Annotated in this window: 15 protein-coding genes; 8 read left to right on the top strand and 7 right to left on the bottom strand. The window is 63.3% G+C overall.

The features are described 5' to 3' along the window. Positions 1–93, bottom strand: a 93-nt coding sequence (locus ACFY9W_RS28435) for a thiamine pyrophosphate-binding protein (protein WP_161891897.1), incomplete at its 3' end; no start/stop codon positions are given. A gap of 185 nt (positions 94–278) precedes the next feature. Here ACFY9W_RS28435 and ACFY9W_RS28430 point away from each other — a divergent pair. Next, on the top strand, positions 279–1,160 hold the full coding sequence (locus ACFY9W_RS28430) for a LysR family transcriptional regulator (protein WP_012272224.1): 882 nt from the start codon (positions 279–281) through the stop codon (positions 1,158–1,160). A gap of 131 nt (positions 1,161–1,291) precedes the next feature. Here ACFY9W_RS28430 and ACFY9W_RS28425 read toward each other — a convergent pair whose 3' ends face one another. Both ACFY9W_RS28425 and ACFY9W_RS28420 read right to left on the bottom strand, forming a co-directional pair. Further along, positions 1,292–1,939, bottom strand: coding sequence for an alpha/beta fold hydrolase (locus ACFY9W_RS28425; protein ID WP_391137988.1), 648 nt, complete (start codon positions 1,937–1,939; stop codon positions 1,292–1,294). A 37-nt stretch (positions 1,940–1,976) separates the two neighbouring features. Next, the gene (locus tag ACFY9W_RS28420; protein ID WP_391137992.1) at positions 1,977–3,101 is read right to left on the bottom strand and encodes an MFS transporter; all 1,125 of its coding nucleotides are present in this window, start codon (positions 3,099–3,101) and stop codon (positions 1,977–1,979) included. A gap of 412 nt (positions 3,102–3,513) precedes the next feature. Between ACFY9W_RS28420 and ACFY9W_RS28415 the strand changes: the two genes are divergently transcribed. Both ACFY9W_RS28415 and ACFY9W_RS28410 read left to right on the top strand, forming a co-directional pair. Continuing rightward, on the top strand, positions 3,514–3,687 hold the full coding sequence (locus ACFY9W_RS28415; protein WP_391137985.1) for a hypothetical protein: 174 nt from the start codon (positions 3,514–3,516) through the stop codon (positions 3,685–3,687). A gap of 117 nt (positions 3,688–3,804) precedes the next feature. Next, positions 3,805–4,989 carry an MFS transporter gene (locus tag ACFY9W_RS28410; RefSeq protein WP_391137982.1) on the top strand — a complete coding sequence of 395 codons (1,185 nt, stop codon included), beginning with the start codon at positions 3,805–3,807 and terminating at the stop codon, positions 4,987–4,989. Positions 4,990–5,130: 141 nt separating this feature from the next. On the opposite strand, the gene ACFY9W_RS28405 is transcribed toward ACFY9W_RS28410, so the two are convergent. The 4 genes from ACFY9W_RS28405 to ACFY9W_RS28390 form a co-directional block, all read right to left on the bottom strand. Continuing rightward, positions 5,131–6,297, bottom strand: a complete 1,167-nt coding sequence (locus ACFY9W_RS28405; protein ID WP_391137979.1) for an amidohydrolase — start codon at positions 6,295–6,297, stop codon at positions 5,131–5,133. Then, positions 6,294–7,928 (bottom strand): amino acid permease, encoded by a 1,635-nt coding sequence (locus ACFY9W_RS28400; protein WP_391137976.1) that lies wholly within the window; start codon positions 7,926–7,928, stop codon positions 6,294–6,296. The genes ACFY9W_RS28405 and ACFY9W_RS28400 overlap by 4 nt, the downstream gene beginning before the upstream one ends. A gap of 69 nt (positions 7,929–7,997) precedes the next feature. After that, complete coding sequence (locus ACFY9W_RS28395) at positions 7,998–9,209, bottom strand: diaminopropionate ammonia-lyase (RefSeq protein WP_391137973.1); 1,212 nt, start codon at positions 9,207–9,209, stop codon at positions 7,998–8,000. A 79-nt stretch (positions 9,210–9,288) separates the two neighbouring features. Next, positions 9,289–10,530: a hydantoinase/carbamoylase family amidase gene (locus ACFY9W_RS28390; RefSeq protein ID WP_391137970.1), complete on the bottom strand. Its 1,242-nt coding sequence runs from the start codon at positions 10,528–10,530 to the stop codon at positions 9,289–9,291. A 165-nt stretch (positions 10,531–10,695) separates the two neighbouring features. Here ACFY9W_RS28390 and ACFY9W_RS28385 point away from each other — a divergent pair, with 165 nt between their 5' ends. The 5 genes from ACFY9W_RS28385 (at position 10,696) to ACFY9W_RS28365 (ending at position 16,535) form a co-directional block, all read left to right on the top strand. Then, positions 10,696–11,163, top strand: a complete 468-nt coding sequence (locus ACFY9W_RS28385) for a winged helix-turn-helix transcriptional regulator (RefSeq protein WP_391137967.1) — start codon at positions 10,696–10,698, stop codon at positions 11,161–11,163. A 184-nt stretch (positions 11,164–11,347) separates the two neighbouring features. Next, positions 11,348–12,286: a LysR substrate-binding domain-containing protein gene (locus ACFY9W_RS28380; protein ID WP_391137964.1), complete on the top strand. Its 939-nt coding sequence runs from the start codon at positions 11,348–11,350 to the stop codon at positions 12,284–12,286. A gap of 112 nt (positions 12,287–12,398) precedes the next feature. Then, positions 12,399–13,655 (top strand): SRPBCC family protein, encoded by a 1,257-nt coding sequence (locus ACFY9W_RS28375; protein ID WP_391137961.1) that lies wholly within the window; start codon positions 12,399–12,401, stop codon positions 13,653–13,655. A gap of 5 nt (positions 13,656–13,660) precedes the next feature. Further along, a complete protein-coding gene (locus ACFY9W_RS28370; RefSeq protein WP_391137958.1) occupies positions 13,661–14,785 on the top strand; it encodes an FAD-binding oxidoreductase in 1,125 nt (374 codons plus the stop codon). 118 nt (positions 14,786–14,903) lie between these two features. Then, positions 14,904–16,535, top strand: a complete 1,632-nt coding sequence (locus ACFY9W_RS28365; RefSeq protein WP_391137955.1) for a BCCT family transporter — start codon at positions 14,904–14,906, stop codon at positions 16,533–16,535. Positions 16,536–16,715: the final 180 nt, after the last annotated feature.

Raw genomic sequence — 16,715 nt, 5'->3', positions numbered from 1 at the left:
CAGGTCGAGGTTTTCCTCACCAGGAATGCCGAATACATACTCGACACCTTCGTTTTCCAGACATTGCACAACGACATCGGCGGCCTTGGCCATTTGGGGTACTACCTCAAAATCTTTGTGGGATTGCAGATTTATTAAGCTGCGTGACTGAGATGTTGCAGGATGTCTCAGTGGCGCGCATCGTAGGCCCTCTGGTTAATAATAATAAATATATTGTTATGATGCTTAGCATCACAGTTCGTTATGAATGCAACCGGCATGAAAGGTAGTACCCCTCGATGAACCTCAAGGCATTGCGTTGCTGTGTCGAAATCGTCCGGCAAGGCAGCTTCACCAAGGCTGCGCAACACTTGCACATTGCCCAGCCGGCATTGAGCATGGCCGTCACCCGGCTGGAAGAAGAACTGGGCGTGACCCTGTTCAACCGCACCACGCGCAAAGTAATCCTCACGGCCGAGGGCGAGCAGTTTCTGCCGCGCATTGCCTCGGCCTTGCGCGAAATGGATGTTGCCCGGCAAGAACTGCGCGATATGGCCGACCTGAAGCGCGGCGAAGTGCGCCTGGGCATCCCGCCCATGTTCGGCCTGCACTATGTGCCGGGTTTGATGAACGCCTTCCGGCAGCTGTACCCGGGCATTGCCATGACCGTGTTCGAAGGCAGCGCCGAAGATATCGGCCACCGCCTGGAACAACGGGAGATCGACCTGGCGTTGCTGGAGTCGCGACGGGTACCGCCAGACAAGGAATCGATCCTGCTGGGCAGCGACGAGATGCTGGCGTGCATGCACCCCGACCACCCCTATGCTGGCAAGGCCTTCCTCACCGCCGAAGACCTGCGCAACACGGACATGGTGGTGTTTGACCGAACGTTCGTGCAGCGCCACCTTCTGGATGCATTCTTCGCCGAGCACGGGATCACTTACCAGGTGGCGCTGCAGAGCAACTTCGTCTCGCTGGTGGTGCAGGCGGCGCTGGACAACATGGGCGTGGCGACCTTGTTACGCTCTGTGCAGCAGCGCACACCGGGCATTGTCGGCGTGCCGTTCCGGCCGGCGCAGCAGATGAGCTTCCGCCTGTGCTGGCGGTCGGGGGAATACCTGTCGCTGGCCAGCAAGCGGTTTATCGATTTTGCCGCACAAACCCATTATCTGGAACGTTGATACCCGCCTGTTCCGGCCCTTTCGCGGCTAAAGCCGCTCCCACAGGTACAGCGCTGCCATCGAGCTCACGCCATACCTTGTGGGAGCGGGCATGCCCGCGAACACCGGCGCAGCCGGTGCCATGCCCCACATTAACAACCGGTTCTTACTGCCAGATAAGCTATCACCTGCTCCGCCGCACGCCCCAGGCAGCCCTTGAAAAAGTGATTGGTACCGGCATACACCGATACCGCCCGCTGCTCAGGCCCCGCCCATTGCAGCAAGTTGGCCAGCGGGGCCATCTCGTCCTGCTCACCATGCAGCAGCAGGCAATCGACTGGTACCGGCAATGGCGGGTAGTAACGCCCGCCCGGAACATCGCCTACCGGCAGCCCCAGCAATGCCACCGCTTGCAACTGCCCTTCCAGTGCCACAGCCACACGTGCAAGCACATAGGCGCCAAACGAAAAGCCGACCAAGGCTACCGGTAGTTCAGGCAGCTCGCGGCTAAAGTGGCGGATAACCGCAATACAGTCGTCGGCCTCACCCATGCCCTCGTCATGCGCGCCTTGCGTCTGCCCCACCCCACGAAAGCTCGGCCGTACCACCTGCCAACCGGCAGCGCACAACTGCCGCGCCAGGGTCAGCGGCACGATATGCCGTGGGTTACCGCCCAATAGCGGTTGCGGGTGACTGACCAGCACCAGCCCCTTGGGCGGGCCGGCGGGGTAGTCGATCAGCAGCTCGATCTGGCCGACCGGCCCATCGATCAGCAGCGGGTTGCGCGGGGTGTCCGACATTGCAGTTGTCCTTGTGTACCGAATGGATGGCGGGTGTTCACGCCGTTTGCCGAGGGATGGTGCGCATCACCATCAGTACCAGCACCACACTGGTCAAGGCCAGCGCCGACAGGGTTGCCAGCACGCCCATGGCGCCGAAGTGCTGGAACAGGTAGCCGCCCACCAAGGGTGTCAGCGCCTGGCCGACCAGCGATGGCCGCGACATCTTGCCCATCAGTGCAACATACTGGGCAGGTGGCATCAGGGCCAGCGGCAGCAGCCCCCTGACAATCGCCCGCAGGCCATTACCCGAGCCGTACAGCAGCAGGCCCAGTGCGGTTACCGCTGGGGCCACCGCCACCAGCGTGAGGCCAACCGCGACCAGCACCGATGACACCAGCGCGGTCCAGATCGGGTGGCGCTTGCCGGCGATGATCTGCAGTACCCGCGACGCCACCTGGCTCGGCCCGAGCAAGGCGCTAAGGCCAATGGCCGCAGCCAGCGAATGGCCCTGGCCTTGCAGTACCGCCACCAGTTGCACGGAAACAGCCGTCATGATGATCGCGCCAATGGCGAAGATCGCCGTCAGCAGGCAATACAGGCGCCGGTCCACCGGCACAGCGGTTGCTGCCGTCGGGCCCTTGGGCTGTTGCTGCGGTCGGCCCGCCGGTAACACCCACAGGTACAACGGCGCCACGACAACAACCAGTACCAACGCATAGGCCGTGCAGGCCGTGCGCCAGCCAAGATGTTCGATGGCAAACGCCACGATCGGCCAGGTCACGGTGGTGGCAAACCCGGATATCAGCGTGATGCCGGTGATTGCCCGCCCTGCCCGTTCCGCATACAAGGCCCCGAGCGTTGCGAACAGCGCTTCATACAACCCCATCGCCATGCCGGCGCCGATGATCACCCAGGCCAGCAGGAACACCTGCAGGCTGTGGCAGTTGGCAACCACCAACAGGCCCAGGCCCACCACCACGCCACTGGCGGCCAACTGCATGCGCCCACCATGACGCGCCACCAGGCGGCTGGACAGCGGTGCCAGCAACGCCGAAACCATCAAACCGAGCGACAGCGCACCATACACCCAACCACTGTCCCACCCGGTTTCGTGCAGGATCGGCTTGCCCATCACCGCCAGCAGGAAGAACGAACCACCCCACACCAGAATCTGCAGCAGGCCCAGCCAGAAAATACCCAAGGGCCCGGGAAAACGTACGCCAGCATTCACGAAAACAACCTTATCGACCAAGCGGGCCGGATGTCGGCGCACGCAGGCAGCAGTCTAAAAGACCCGGCATGGCAGCTGCCATAGCATCCCGGCATTTCAGTTATGCGCGCAGTGAACGGCTCGCAAGCATGCCTGTGAGTACATTTGTTCTCCACCCGGTGATACGGCGGCTATCTGCAATCTCCGGGGCGCCCTGCGCCCCTTTTGCGACACAAGGCCGCTCAGGGAACCGGTGCACATCGACAAGTCGAGGCTTGGCAAAAAAAGGCTGAAAAGTGCTTGTTAGAGCGGTTATTTCATTTTCATTAGGCAGCTAATCAAGCTATTCTCGCCCGCGCCAGAACAACATCAAGGAGCAGGCATGAAGATCGAAATCGTACGCAACGAGCAGGACGCAGGCTGCAAAGTGATCATCGATGGGCACCCCGTGTCGTTCGCTGACATCCAGCATGCCCAAGCCTACGTGGACCAGTTGCAGTCCCGTCTTCAGGCTGCTCCCCAAGCCTTCGCCAACCCGGCTGCAGAGCCTGCCTGAACCAGGTAAACGCGTAAGGAAGCCGCTCGGCTTCCTCGACGTTGCAGTCGCCGATTGACTATCATCCCGCCTTGAACGTTTCAGCATGTTTCAACGCATGCCTCAATAGGGATACAGATGTCAGTCCAGGAACTCCCCCCGCTCCCCAGTAAAAGTACCGTTGCCAAGATGGAAGCCGCCATGGCGCTGGGCAGCTTTGCCATTGGCACCGGCGAATTCGCCATCATGGGCCTGATGCCCGACATGGCCAGCAACCTGCAATTGAGCGAGCCGCAAGTGGGCCATGCCATCAGCGCCTATGCGCTGGGGGTGATGGTGGGTGCGCCGACCCTGGCGATTCTCGGTGCCAAGTTGCTGCGCAAGCACATGCTGCTGCTGTTGATGTTGCTGTATGCCCTGGGCAACCTGGCCACCGCCTTTGCGCCGTCGTTCGGCGGCCTGGTGGCCTTCCGCTTCATCAGCGGCCTGCCCCATGGCGCCTACTTCGGCATTGCCGCCGTGGTGGCGTCAAGCATGGTGCCCAAGGATCAGCGTGCGGGGGCCGTGGCCCGGGTGATGATGGGCCTGACCTTGGCCATGCTGCTCGGCAACCCGGTAGCCACCTTCCTCGGCCAGTATTTCGGTTGGCGCTCGGCGTTCGTGCTGGTCGGGGCCATTGCCTTGTGCACCATCGCCATGGTCTGGCGTTATGTACCGCAGCGTCACGATGAAGTGCGCAGTGACCCACGCAAGGAGCTGCAAGCCTTCACCCTGCCGCAGGTGTGGATGGCGTTGGCCATCGCCTCTATCGGCTTTGCCGGCATGTTCTGCGTGTTCAGTTACCTGGCGCCGACCATGCTGCAAGTGACCCAGGTGTCGCCGCAGTGGATTCCGTTCGGCCTGGCAGCATTCGGTGTGGGCGGGATCGTCGGTAACATCGCCGGCGGCAAGTTGTTCGACCGTTTGCAGTTCCGCGCGGTGGGGCTGGTGCTGGTGTGGTCGATTGCGGTACTGCTGTTCTTCACCTTTGCCGCCCAGGCGCTGTGGAGCTTGCTGCTGGGCATCGGCCTGGTTGGCACCATGATTGCGCTGGCGGCGCCGCTTCAGATTCGCTTGATGGACATTGCCCATGAAGCGCCCAGCCTGGCGGCAGCGTCGAACCATGCGGCGTTCAACCTGGCCAATGCGCTGGGGCCGTGGCTGGGGGGTATGGCGATTACTGCCGGTATGGGCTGGACCAGCACCGGGTATATCGGCGCGGCGACGGCGCTGGTCGGGTTGGGCATCTACCTGGTGGCGCGCCGCATGAAAGGCGGGCATTGAGGCCCGGCTTTTGGGGCTGCTGCGCAGCCCATCGCCGGCAAGCCAGCTCCCACACCGACCGCATCGGCCTCAGGCCGTGCGCAGTTCCTGTGGGAGCTGGCTTGCCGGCGATGGGCCGCATTGCGGCCCCCGCTTGACCAATCAAACCGGCAGGCTAACCCGCACCACCTCGGCAAAGTAGCGGGCCCCGGTCGCCAGGATCGCATCGTTGAAATCATACGCCGCGTTATGCAACGGCGTAGCCCCCGTCTCCCCCTCGGCACCATTGCCAATGAACACGAAATTCCCCGGCACGTGCTGCAGGAACGCCCCAAAGTCCTCGGAAATCATCATCGGCATCACCTCGGCATTCACTGCCTCGTCCCCCACCACATTACGCGCCGCCTGCACGGCAATGTCGGTGTTCGCCGCCCAATTCACCGTCGGCGCAAACTCGTGGGTGTACTCGAACCGGCAACTCGCACCGTGCATCTGGCAAATGCCCTCGCTGATCTCGCGCATGCGCCGCTCCAGCAAGCGTTGCACCTGAGGGCTGTAGCTGCGGGTATCGCCCTTGATGGTGACATGGGTCGGGATCGCATTGCGGATGCCATCGGTCATGAACTCGGTGCAGGAAACGACCGCCGACAAGCTCGGGTCGACATTGCGCGCAACGATGGTCTGCAACGCCAGCACGATCTCGGCACCGATCACCAGCGGGTCGATGCCCATGTGCGGCCGCGCGGCATGGGTGCCCTTACCCTGGATCTGGATGACGAAGTTGTCCTCGCTGGCCATGATGCCGCCGGCCCGGGTGGCAATATGGCCGGCCGGCATGCCCGGCATGTTGTGCGCACCATACAGGGCGTCGACCGGGAAGCGTTGGAACAGCCCGTCGGCCATCATCGCCTTGGCCCCGCGCCCGTGCTCCTCGGCCGGCTGGAACACAAAGCGCACGGTGCCGTTGAAGTTGCGCTCGCGGCACAACAGGTCGGCAGCCCCCAGTACCATAGCCATGTGCCCGTCGTGGCCGCAGGCGTGCATCTTGCCGTGGTTGCACGAGGCATGCGCCCGCCCCTGCGCCTGTTCGGTGATGTTCAGGGCATCCATGTCGGCACGCAGGCCGATCACCCCCGGGCCGTCACCGACGCTAAGGCTGGCGACCAGGCCGGTGCCGCCGATGCCGCGGTGTACCTGCAGGCCAAAGCCGCTCAGGATGCTGGCGACCAGGTCTGCAGTGTCGAACTCCTCGAAGCCGGTCTCCGGTTGGCGGTGAAAGCTGTGCCGCCACGCTTTCAGGCGTTGCTCGAAGGTAATGTCATTGCTCATGCTTGCAGTTCCTGTGACGGGCGTTGATCAGAAGATGGCGCTTCATCTGCAGGCACTTGGCTTTGCCAGATGGCGCTTTCGGCCAGGTAGGGTGTGCGGTAGCCGCTGGCAACCCCCACGCGGTAGAAGACAAAGGCCACGGCAGCCACCACGGCCATGTCCAGGCCCTCTGGCAACAGGCCGATGCCGCCAAAGGCCTCGCTGCCCAGCCACGACACCAGCGCCATGGCCGGCAGGTAGCCAATCAGCCAGGCCGCTGCACGCAGTTCGCGGGCAAAGCCTGCCCAGCCGGCCTTGGCCTGGTAATAGAAATAGATAGGCAAGGCGCCGATCACCAGGATGATCACCTGGCCGGTCAGCGGCCAGCGCGCCCAGTACAGCACCAGCGAGGCGCAAATGAAGGCAAACGGCGCAACAATGCCCATGCCCTTCAAGCGCAACGGGCGGTGCACCTGCGGCGCAGTGACGCGCAGTGACATCAGGCTGATCGGCCCGGTGAGGAACGAGATCACCACGGCTACCGAGATCACTGCCGCCAGCACGCCCCAGCCGCGGAAGAAGAACAGGAAGATGAAGCTCACCGCCAGGTTCAGCCACATCGCCTGGCGCGGCACGCCATACAGCGGGTGCAGGTTGCCGAACATTTTTGGCAGTGTGTTGTTCTTTTCCATCGCGTAGATCATGCGTGCGGTGGTGGCGGTGTAGATCGAGCCGGTGCCCGACGGGCTGACGAAGGCATCGAGGTACAGCAGCATGGCCAGCCAGTTCAGGTTCAGTGCCAGCGCCAACTGTGCCAGCGGCGAGTCGAAGTTCAGCCTGTGCCACCCCTCGGCAATGCTCGCCGGGCTCAGGGCGCCAATGAAGGCCACCTGCAGCAGCACGTAGATCACCAGCGCGATCAGCACCGAACCGACCAGCGCGAACGGAATGCTGCGCCCGGGGTTGCGCGCCTCGCCGGCCAGGCTCACCGGGCTCTGGAAGCCGTTGTAGCTGAACACGATGCCGCTGGCCGCCACCGCGGTGAACACCGCCGACCAGCCATAGGGGGCAAAGCTGGCCAGCGTGCCGTCACCGAAGTTCTGGGTGTTGAACTGGGTGGAGATCAGCGCCACGGCGGTCAGCGCGGGCACCACCAGCTTGAATACGGTAATCGCGGTGTTGGTCTTGACGAACAGCTTCACACCCCAGTAGTTCAGGCCGAAGTACACCAGCACCAGGCCGGCACTGGCGCCCAGCCCGCTGGGGGTCAGTTCGCCCTGGTGCACCAGCGCCTGGGCCCAGGGGAATGGCCACGAAGCCATGTACTGGATCGAAGCGATGGCCTCGATAGGGATCACCGAGACGATGGAGATCCAGTTGGCCCAGGCTGCCAGAAAGCCCACCAGCGAGCCGTGTGAATAGCGTGCATAGCGCACCATGCCACCGGACTCAGGAAACATCGCGCCCATTTCTGCATAGGTCAGGGCAATAGCCAACACCACCCCTGCACCGATCACCCAGGCCAGGATCGCAGCCGGCCCGGCGATGGCCGAAGCGTGCCAGGCGCCAAACAGCCAGCCCGAGCCGATGATCGAGCCAAGGCCGGTCAGCATCAGCGACCAGGGGCTGATGTCACGTTTGAGTTTGTTCATGCAATCTCCGCTTGTTGTTCTTGTGGGGAGCTGAAGCAGGGCCAGGGTTTACCCGGCCCTCGGGATGGATCAGGCGCGGGCCCATGCACGCTGGCGGGCCAGCACCGAGGCAGCCGATTCGCCCAGCAGTTCGGCGTACACGCCCGGGGCGGTGGCACCTTCGGTGCTGATGAACAGCACGCGGGCATTGCTGTCCAGGCCCAGGTCAGCCGCTGCGCCAGCGCCCTGGACCAGTTGCACCAGGCCGGCCAGGCCGGCGACGCTGGACTCGCCGGCTACCATCGGGATATCGCCGGCGCTGCCGGTTGCCAGACGGCGCATGGCGGCAACAGCCTGGTCGTCGCTGATGGTCATGAAGTAGTCAACGCTGGGCTCAAGGAAACGCCAGGCCAAGGGTGATGTCTCGCCACAGGCCAGGCCGGCCATGACCGAGTCCACCGAGCCGGTCGCCCTGGCGGGCTTGCCGAGCACGGCGCTCTGGTACAGGCAGTCGGCCTGCTCGGGTTCGACCATGACAAACAGCGGGCGCTGTTCACCGTAGTGCTCCCACAGGTAGCTGACGATGCCGGCTGCCAGGCCGCCCACCCCGCCCTGCAGGAATACGTGGGTAAAGGGTGCCTGCCCGGCCACGGCTTCGACGATTTCCGCGGCGATGGTGCCGTAGCCCTGCATCACGTCGCGCGGGATCACCTCGTAACCCTCATAGGACGTGTCGGAAACCACGGTCCAACCGTTACTTGCAGCCAGCTCGGCAGCGTGCTCGACCGATTCGTCGTAGTTGCCGGCAATGCGCACGATCTGCGCGCCGTAAGCGGCAATCGCCTGCTCCCGTTCGATGCTGACGTTGGCGTGCAGCACGATCACGCAACGGCAGCCGATGCTTTCTGCCGCTGCGGCCAGGCCCTTGCCGTGGTTGCCGTCAGTGGCGCTGACCACGGTAAAGTGGCCCAGCAGGTCGGCATAGCGCCCCTCCAGCAGCCCACGCGGGTCAAACTGCTGCTCGGGAAAGGTGCGCAGTATCAGGCGAACCAGGGCAATTGGCGCCCCCAGGGCCTTGAAGCTGCCCAGCTGCGAACGTACCGATTCGTCCTTGACCGACAGCTGGGCAATCCCCAGTTCGGCGGCCAGGTCAGGCAAGGTGTACAGCGGCGTGGCAGCGCGGTTCAGCAGGCCCCAGTGGGCCAGCCATTGGCGGCTTTGCTCGGCCGTGGCGATGTTCATCACCGCCTGCAACGCTTGCGGGTATGGCTGGCGCCCAGCCTTGGGGTTGGATACAAACATGCGACACTCCTTTTCTACAGGCAACAGGAAGCCCATGCCGCTGCAGCCAGGCGGCAGCGGGTGGGCATTACAGTGGGAATCAGGCGTGGGTCAGGCGGTGGCTGACCACATCCAGCAGCACTTGCGCGCCCTGGATCAACTGCTGGTCATCGGTATGCTCACGCGGGTTGTGGCTGATGCCGCCCTGGCTGGGCACGAAGATCATCGCCGCCGGGGCGATGCGGGCGATCATTTGTGCGTCGTGGCCGGCGCCAGAGGTCATGCGCCGATGGCTGAAGCCAAAGCGCTGCGCCGAGGCTTCGATGGCGTCGGCCAGGCCCGCATCGAAGATCACCGGTTCAAAGCGCGCCAGCCGTTCGGTGGTAATGCTGACGCCCTCGCGTTCGGCAAGCTGCACCAGGTATTGGCCCAGGCGCTTTTCCGCATGGGCCAGGCAGGCTTCATCCGGGTCGCGCAGGTCGACGGTGAAGGTGGCCTTGCGCGGGATGACGTTGATCACGTTCGGCTCGAACTGCATGCAACCGACCGTGGCCAGGGTGGTGCCTGAGTCCACCGCCATGGCGCGCAGCTCGGCGACGACGGCGCTGGCGACAAAGCCGGCGTCATGGCGCAAGCGGGTTGGGGTGGTGCCGGCATGGTTGGCGTGGCCCTTTACCTCCACCTGCTGCCAGGAAATACCCTGCAGGTTCTCGACCACACCGATCAGGGTGCCTTCGGCTTCCAGGATCGGCCCTTGCTCGATGTGTAACTCCAGGTATTCGTGCGGCACGATGGCGCCGGGTTGAACTGAACCGGCATAGCCGATGCGCGCCAGCTCATCGCCGAGCCGCGTGCCGTCGGTGCCGACGGTATCCAGCGCCTGTTGCAGCGGCAGGCCGCCGGCGTACACCAGCGAACCCATCATGTCGGGCTGGTAGCGCACGCCCTCTTCGTTGGTGAACGCGCCAACCGTGATCGAGCGCTCGGGCCGGTGCCCGGCATCCCGGTACGCACGAATGACAGCCAGCCCGGCCAGCACGCCGTAGCAGCCATCCAGGGCACCGGCGTTGGTGACCGTGTCGATGTGCGACCCCATCATCAGCGGCCGCTGGTCGCCGCTGTCAGTGGCAGAACGGAGGGTGCCGAAGATATTGCCGATACGGTCGACCTGCACGTCGAGATCGAGTGCGCGCATCCAGCCGACCAACAGGTCGCGCCCGGCTTTTTCGGTATCGCTCAGCGCGATGCGGGTGCGCCCGCCATGGGTGGCATCGGCGCCTACCTGGCCCAGTTCGCGGATTTGCTGCAGCAGCAAAGCGCCGTTCAGTTGCAGTGCGTTCATCAACCGTTTCTCCCTGTGTGCAACGCCATGGCCCTGCACCGCTGTTTTGTTCATGGGAGAATGTTATTCGCTTGCAGCGTACGAAAAACTTGATTTTCCAGGCCTGGATGCAATCTCATTACGCTTTTGCGCCGTTTGGCGCGATTGCGCTACGGAGCCCCGTTCATGCCCCTGGATCATTTCGACCTGGCCCTGCTTGATGCAGTGCAACGCGACGCCGGCACATCCCAGCTGGATTTGGGTGCGCAGGTCAACCTGTCCTCGGCCGCGGTCAATCGGCGCTTGAAGAAAATGGCCGCCGACGGTGTGATTCGCGGCACCGTGGCGCAGGTGAACGCCGAACAACTGGGCTACACGCTGACCGTGATCACCGAGGTGGAAGTGGAGAACGAGCGGCTGGACCTGCTGGACGACATGAAGCGCTCCTTCCTCGCCTGCCCCCAGGTGCAGCAGTGCTACTACGTGGCCGGTGGGTGCGATTTCGTGCTGATCATGCTGGTGCGGCACATGGAGCAGTACACCCAGCTGACCCGTGAGCTGTTCTTCGAGAACAACAACGTCAAGCACTTCAAGACACTGGTGTCGATGAGCAATGTGAAGACCGGCACGTTCGTGCCGACCCTCACACAGTGATGCCCTGCCGCTCCTACAATTCGTGCGTGTTGTTCAAGACTTTCTATTAATTGTCATGATTGTAATATCGCGCTAACCGGCAACTGTGCATCATGAAATAACTTACCCCGTTGCACACTATTAAAACAACAATACCCAGGCAGATCGCGGTACGCGCCCTGCCCACAACCGTGTCTGGAATATAATGACAGTCCAAGCAGGCGCTGCCCAACAAAAAGGTTATCGAAGAATCATTCCGTCGATGACCGCCTTGCTGCAATTCGAAGCCGTGGCACGGCTTAACAGCTTCACCCAGGCCGCCATTGAACTGGGCGTGACCCAGGCAGCGGTCAGCAAGCAGATCAAGGCCCTTGAAGAAAACCTCGGGGCGCTGTTGTTCCACCGTCTGCACCGCAGCATCCACCTCACCGAGGGCGGTGAAATTCTCTTCGCCAGCATCTCCGAATCGCTGCAGCGGGTGGCCAGCGCGTTCGACCAGATCACCCATATCAGTCACCAGCAGGAGATCGTGCTGGGCTCCACCGCACCCTTCTCCCAGCTGCGCATCATGCCCCGGCTCAACGCCCTGGCCGAAGCCTTGCCACAGGTGCAGCTACGCCTGGCCACGCAGATGTTCACCGGCGATTTGCGCAAGCGCGACTACGACCTCGACGTGCGCTATGGCAACGGCCAGTGGGATGACGGTGAAGCTATCTTGTTGTTCGAAGAAGAAGTTTTCCCGGTGTGCGCCCCGGCTTGGCTGGCCCGCAACAACATGCCCGGCACCCTCGAGGAACTGGCTGGCGCAGGCCTGCTGGACGCCGACTCCACCTCCGAGGGCTGGGTCGACTGGCCAAGCTGGTTCCGCGAACAAGGCCTGGCCCCGGCTGCGCCGCGCTACAACCTGCGATGCAGCCTGTACACCGATGCCATCAATGCCGCCCTGGCCGGGTACGGCATCGCCCTGGGCTGGGGCCGGCTGGTGGAGCACCTGCTAAGCAGCGGCGCGCTGGTGCGGCTGCAGCCGTTCACCGTGCGTACCCGTGAGTCGTATTACATCGTCGTGCCGCACGGGCGACCGGCACTGGCCCATACCCGTGCCATTGCCCATTGGCTGCAAAGCGCGGCGTGTACCGCTGCATAACTACAGGTAATGGGAAGTGGAAAATTAAGCGCATTGACGCTGTTCGGGGGCACTTTAATAATTCGCCGCACATGGCTTGGTTAATTAAAAATAAAAGTGCCTGAGGACAACAATGAACAGCCCACTTGATAAAACCCATCGCGAACTTGTCGATGCGCGGCAACCGGGCTTCGGCATGCCTGGCGAGTTGTACAGCCGCCAGGATATTTTCGACACCGATATGGATATCTTTTTCAACAAACACTGGATCCAGGTGGCGGTTACGGCCGATGTCGACGAACCCGGTGATGTGTTTACCGTGGACATCGGCAAGGCTTCGGTGCTGATCCTGCGTGACGATGACGAACAGATCCGCGCCTACCGCAATGTCTGCCGCCACCGCGGCGCACGCCTGAAAGCACCGGGCAAGTCCACCGTCGGCATGCTGGTGTGCCCGTACCACCAGTGGACCTACGACCTGGACGGCAGCCTCAAGCACGCCAGCCACATGGGCAAGGGCTTTGACCCCAAGTGCCGCAGCTTGATCCCGGTGCACTGCAAGGTCATCGGCAGCCACGTGTTCATCTGCCTCAGCGACAACCCACCCGAAGACATCAGCGACCTCGAAGAGGTCATGGGGCCACGCTTTGCACCGTTCGACCTGACCAACACCCGCATTGCCCATGAGCTCGACTACATCGAGAACGGCAACTGGAAACTGGTGATGGAGAACAACCGCGAGTGCTACCACTGCGCGGGTACCCACCCGGAACTGATCGTTTCGTACCAGTCCGAAGACCTCGGCGTCAGCCTGGAAGAAATGAGCGACGATGCGCGAGCCTCCTATGATGCCTATCAGGTGCGCAAGGCCGGAATAGAAGCCGACTGGGCCAACGCCGGCCTGCTGTTTGATACCGTCGAGCACCTGCAGGACAGCTCGCCCACCCAGTTCCGTACCCAGCGCATGATCATCGCCGGCAGCGGCGAGTCGCAAACCCTGGACACCAAGGTGGCCTGCAGCAAGCTGCTGGGCAACCTCACCCGCCGCGACCTGGGCGACACCCACCTGTGGGGCAACAACGCCTGGGCCCATGTAATGAGCGACCACGCGATGATCAGCTGGATCATCCCGCTGTCGCCAGAGCGTACCCTGGTGCGCACCAAGTGGCTGGTGCACCGCGATGCCGTGGAAGGCGTGGACTACGACCTGCAGCGCCTGACCGAAGTGTGGGTGGCCACCACCCAGCAGGACGCCGCGCTGGTCGCCATCACCCACAGCGGAACCCAGGACCCCGCCTTCGTGCCGGGCCCCTACTCCACCTTCACCGAACCGTACGTGGACCAGTTCGCCCGCTGGTACACCTCACGTCTCGCCGCGCACGGGGTTTGAAGGCCATGACCGCACTGCACAACATTGCCGGCCTGCGCGCAGACCAGCGCTTCACCGACAGCGACCACTGGGCCGCCCATGGCGCCCAGTGGGCCAGCGGCGACAGCCGGCGCATCGAATGCCTGGGTGTGGTGGACGAAACCCACGACGTGAAGACCTTTACCTTCCACAGCCCGGATTACCATGCCCTGGCCTATGAGCCCGGGCAGTTCCTGACCGTGTCGCCGGTGATCGACGGCGCCAGCGTGTCGCGCTGCTATACCTTGTCGTCCACGCCAACACGCCCGTTCACCTTCTCGATCACGGTCAAGCGGGTGCCGGGCGGCGCAGTGTCCAACTGGCTGCACGACCACCTGCGCCCGGGCCACGCACTGGCCGCCTCGGGCCCGGCCGGGGTGTTCACCCCGGTAGCAGGCCCGGCGCGCAAGCTGCTGTACCTGTCGGCGGGTTCGGGCGTGACGCCGTTGATGGCCATGACCCGCGCCGCAGCCGACCTGCATGCCGAGCTGGACATTGTCTTCGTACACAGCGCCCGCACGCCGAAAGACATCATCTTCCGCGATGAACTGGCGCGCCTGGAACGCGGCATGGCGCAGATGCGCACGCTGTTCTTCTGCGAAAGCCTGGGTGACGAACCCGACTGGAGTGGCCCGCTCGGGCGCCTGTCACTGGAAACGCTGCAACGCGAAATCCCTGACTTCAAGGAACGCGCCGTGTTTACCTGTGGCCCCAAAGGCTACATGGACGCCACCAGGGCGCTACTGGCCGGCGCCGGTTTCGACCTGGCCCGCTACCACCAGGAAAGCTTCGACATCAGCGCCGACGCCGAGCCGGAACCCGCCCCGGCTGCCGCAGGCCAGGCCCTGGATACCTTCACCGTGCGCCTGGCCCGCTCGGGCAAGACCTTCACCATGCGGGCCGACCAGACCGTGCTGGCTGCCGCCAAACAGGCCGGTGCCGTCGTGCCCTCGTCCTGCAGCCAGGGCGTGTGCGGTACCTGCAAGACCGCGCTGCTGGAAGGCAGCGTAGAAATGAAACACAACGGCGGCATCCGCCAGCGTGAAATCGACAAGGGCCTGCGGTTGCTGTGCTGCAGCCGCCCGACCTCGGACCTGGTGGTCGACCTCTGACCACCGACAAGGGCGCTTGAGGTTCAGGCGCCCTTTTTTCGTTTGCACTCCTTAAACCTGCAACGCCGCCAGGCGGGTGCGCCCGCGCCTGCCTGCAAGAATAAGAAGGATAGAGACGATGCGTGCAAAAGAAGGCCTGTTCAAGGGCCTCAATCCCATTGTGACCGTTGGGTCGCTCTCCATAGTCGTGGCGTTCGTGGTGCTCTGCGCCGCGTACGGCGACCAGGCCGCCGGGGTATTCAAGGGTGCCTCCGACGCCATTCTCGACCACCTGAAATGGTTCTACCTGGCGCTGGTCAGCGGCATCCTCGGGGTGCTGGTGTTCATCGCCTTCAGCCGCTTTGGCACTCTCAAGCTCGGCCGGGCCGACGAAAAACCGGAATTCAGCTTCGCCGCCTGGATCGCCATGCTGTTCAGCGCCGGCATGGGTGTGGGGCTGATCTTCTGGTCGGTGGCTGAACCGGTGCTGCACTACGCCAGCAACCCGTTCACCCCCGGGCTGACCGACCAGGCCGCGTCGATGGCCATGCGCATCACCCTGCTGCATTGGGGCCTGCACCCGTGGGCGATCTTTACCGTGATCGGCCTGGGCCTGGCCTACTTCGCCTACCGTGAAGGGCTGCCGCTGGCATTGCGTTCGATCCTCTACCCGCTGATCGGCAACCGTATCTACGGGCCGATCGGCCATACCGTGGACATCATTGGCGGCGCGGTGACCGCCTTTGGCGTGTCGCAGTCCCTGGGGCTGGGCGTGGAACAGATCAACATGGGCATGCACCAGGTGTTCAGCACCCCGGTCACCCTGTCGTTCAAGCTGAGCATCATCGCCGTGGTCACGGTGATTGCTTCGATTTCGCTGGTGGCCGGCGTGTCGCGCGGCATGAAGCGCCTGTCGACGCTGAACATGTGGATTTCACTGGGGCTGATGCTGGTAGTGCTGGGCCTGGGCCCGACCAACTACATCATGAACCTGCTGTTCGAGTCGGCCGGTGACTACGCGCAGAACATCATCGGCATGAGCTTCTGGACAGACGCCCAGGCCGACAGCGCCTGGCAGAAGAGCTGGACCGCCTTCTACTGGCCGTGGTGGATGACCTGGGGGCCGTTCGTGGGGCTGTTCATTGCCCGCATCTCGCGTGGCCGCACCATTCGCGAGCTGGTGTTTGGTGCGCTGCTGGTGCCAACCCTGGTGACTATCTTGTGGATGGCCGTGTTTGGCGGCAGCGCGCTGAAGGATGAACAACAGGGGCGCCAGGCCTACCAACAATTGCCGGTTGCCGAGCAGACCGCTGCCGGCCCGTTCCAGGGTGGCCCGGTGCTGGAGGCTACGCGCAAGGAAACCACCACGGCCATGTTCACCCTGCTTGATCGCCTGGGCGGGCCGACCCTGGGTGCGGTACTGAGCGTGATCATCTGCCTGCTGCTGGCGGTGCATTTCGTGACGGCTGCCGATGCCGGGACGCAGGTGCTGTGCATGCTCAACTCGCTGGGCAGCATCAACCCGCCCAACTGGATACGGGTGTTGTGGTGTGTGCTGGAAGGGGCGATTGCGGCCAGCCTGGTGATTGCTGGCGGGCTGCTGGCTATTCAGATGGCCAGTATCGTGGTCGGGTTGCCGATTGCGTTCTACATGCTGATGACCGGGTATAGCCTGATGCGCAGCTTGTTTGCCAGTGAAGTGGTGATTGCCCAGGAGGTGCCGGTGAGCATCACTGTCGAGCAAGCCCGCGCCAGTGGTGAAGTGGCATAGGAAGCCAAGAAACTATCGCGGTCCTTGTGGGAGCGGCTTTAGCCGCGAACACCGGCGAAGCCGGTGCCATCCTCCGCGCCGCCTGCTTCGCGGGTAAACCCGCTTGTATGGTAGGACTTGAAGGGAGGAGGAGGGTCATAACTCGCTTCTGACTGTTCGCGCAGTACAGACCGTGGGAGA

The organism is Pseudomonas sp. NPDC008258 (assembly GCF_042956345.1).
Lineage (GTDB): Bacteria > Pseudomonadota > Gammaproteobacteria > Pseudomonadales > Pseudomonadaceae > Aquipseudomonas.
This window is presented reverse-complemented; position numbering and strand designations above follow the sequence as displayed.